The following is a 1,949-nucleotide window of genomic DNA, read 5'->3' as shown; positions in this document are numbered from 1 at the left end:
GTCGAGGACGCCATCGCGGTGGACCCGTCGGTGGCCCAGGCCGCCGTGGTGGTCCGTGAGGACACCCCCGGCGTCAAGCGCCTCGTCGCCTACCTCGTCCCCGCCGGGACGGCCGTGGACCTCGCCACCGTCCGCAACGAACTCGCCGCCCGGCTGCCCGAGTACATGGTGCCGTCGGCGTTCGTGGTGCTCGGTGAACTTCCGCTGACCGTCAACGGCAAGCTCGACCGCAACGCCCTCCCCGCGCCCGCCAGCACGGGCGGCGGCACCGGCCGCGCCCCGCGCGACGCCCGCGAGGAGATCCTCTGCGGCGCCTTCGCCGAGGTGCTCGGCCTCGCCGAGGTCGGCCCCGAGGACCACTTCTTCGACCTCGGCGGCCACTCCCTGCTGGCCACCCGGCTGATCAGCCGGGTCCGCGCGCTGCCCGGCGGCGCCGGGCTGACCGTCCGTGACCTCTTCGAGGCGCCCACCCCGGCCGGGCTCGCCCACCGGGCCGGCTCCGCCGACGACCCGCGCCCCGCCCTGGGCCGCCGCGAGCGCCCGGCCGACCTGCCGCTCTCGCACGCCCAGCGCCGGATGTGGTTCCTGCAGAACCTCGACGACTCCGGGGCCACCTACAACGTGCCCCTGGTCGTCCGGGTCACCGGTGCGCTCGACCGGGCCGCCCTCGGCGCCGCCGTCCGGGCGGTGACGCAGCGACACGAGAGCCTGCGCACCGTCTTCACCGAGCGTGACGGCGACGTCCACCAGCGGATCCTGGACGCCCCGGCCGCCGAGGCCGCCGTCCACGTCCTCCGCTCCTCCCCGGAGACGCTCGACGCCGACGTCGAGGCCGCGGTGCGTCACGGCTTCGACCTCTCCGCCGAGCTGCCGCTGCGCGTCAGCCTGCTGGAGCTCGCCCCCGAGGACCACGTGGTGGTGGTGCTCTTCCACCACATCGCCGGTGACGAGTGGTCGATGGTCCCCTTCATCGAGGACCTCACCGCCGCCTACACGGCGCACACCGACGGCAGCACTCCCGAGCGGGCGCCGCTGCCGGTCCAGTACGCCGACTACACGCTCTGGCAGCAGGAGCTGCTCGGCTCGGCCGAGGACGAGCAGAGCCTGCACACCCGTCAGGCCGGCTACTGGAAGCAGGCGCTCGCCGGGCTGCCGGAGGAGCTGCCGCTGCCGACCGACCACCCGCGCGGGCCGGTGGCCGGCCACCGCGGCGACACCGTGCGCGGCCAGGTCTCCCCGGCGGTCTACCGGGGCCTGCGCGAGGCGGCCCGGGCCACCGGCACCACCACCTTCATGGTGCTCCAGGCGGCCGTGGCCACCCTGCTGCACCGCCTGGGCGCCGGCACGGACATCCCCCTGGGGGCGCCCGTCGCCGGGCGGTCCGACAGCGCGCTCGACGGACTGGTCGGCTTCTTCGTCAACACCCTGGTCCTGCGCAACGACCTCTCCGGCGACCCGACCTTCGCCGAGCTGCTGACCCGTACCCGGGACACCGACCTGGCGGCCTTCGCCCACCAGGACCTGCCGTTCGACCGCCTGGTCGAGGCGGTCAACCCGCCGCGCGTCCCCGGTCGGCACCCGCTGTTCCAGGTGATGCTCGGCTACCAGCACAACGACGGCCGGGCCGGGCGACTGCTCGGCCTGGAGAGCCGGATCCTGCCCTTCGAGCTGGGCGCCGCCAAGTTCGAACTCGACTTCAACTTCGAGGAGACCTCCGCCGCGGAGGAGATCGACATCGCCTTCGAGTACGCGGCCGACCTCTACGACCGCACCACCGCCGAGGCCCTGGTCGAGCGGCTGCTCGCCGTGCTGGAGCAGGTCGCGGCCGACCCGCACCGCCGCATCGGCGCCCTGGACGTGTTGACGGTGCGTGAGCGGGGTCTGGTGTTGGGGGAGTGGGCGGCGACGGGTCGTGAGCTGCCGGGGGCGACGGTGGCTGATCTGTTGGC

Annotated in this window: 1 protein-coding gene; it reads left to right on the top strand. The window is 74.6% G+C overall.

Annotation, left to right across the window (positions count from 1 at the left end; all coding sequences use genetic code 11):
- Positions 1 to 1,949, top strand: a 1,949-nt coding sequence (locus tag ACFVYI_RS42390; protein WP_387895463.1) for a condensation domain-containing protein, incomplete at both ends; no start/stop codon positions are given.

The sequence above is a fragment of the Kitasatospora sp. NPDC058218 genome (genome assembly GCF_042882445.1).
Classification (GTDB): domain Bacteria; phylum Actinomycetota; class Actinomycetes; order Streptomycetales; family Streptomycetaceae; genus Kitasatospora.
The sequence above is the reverse complement of the archived record's forward strand: the minus strand, read 5'-3'. Positions and strand labels throughout refer to the sequence as shown.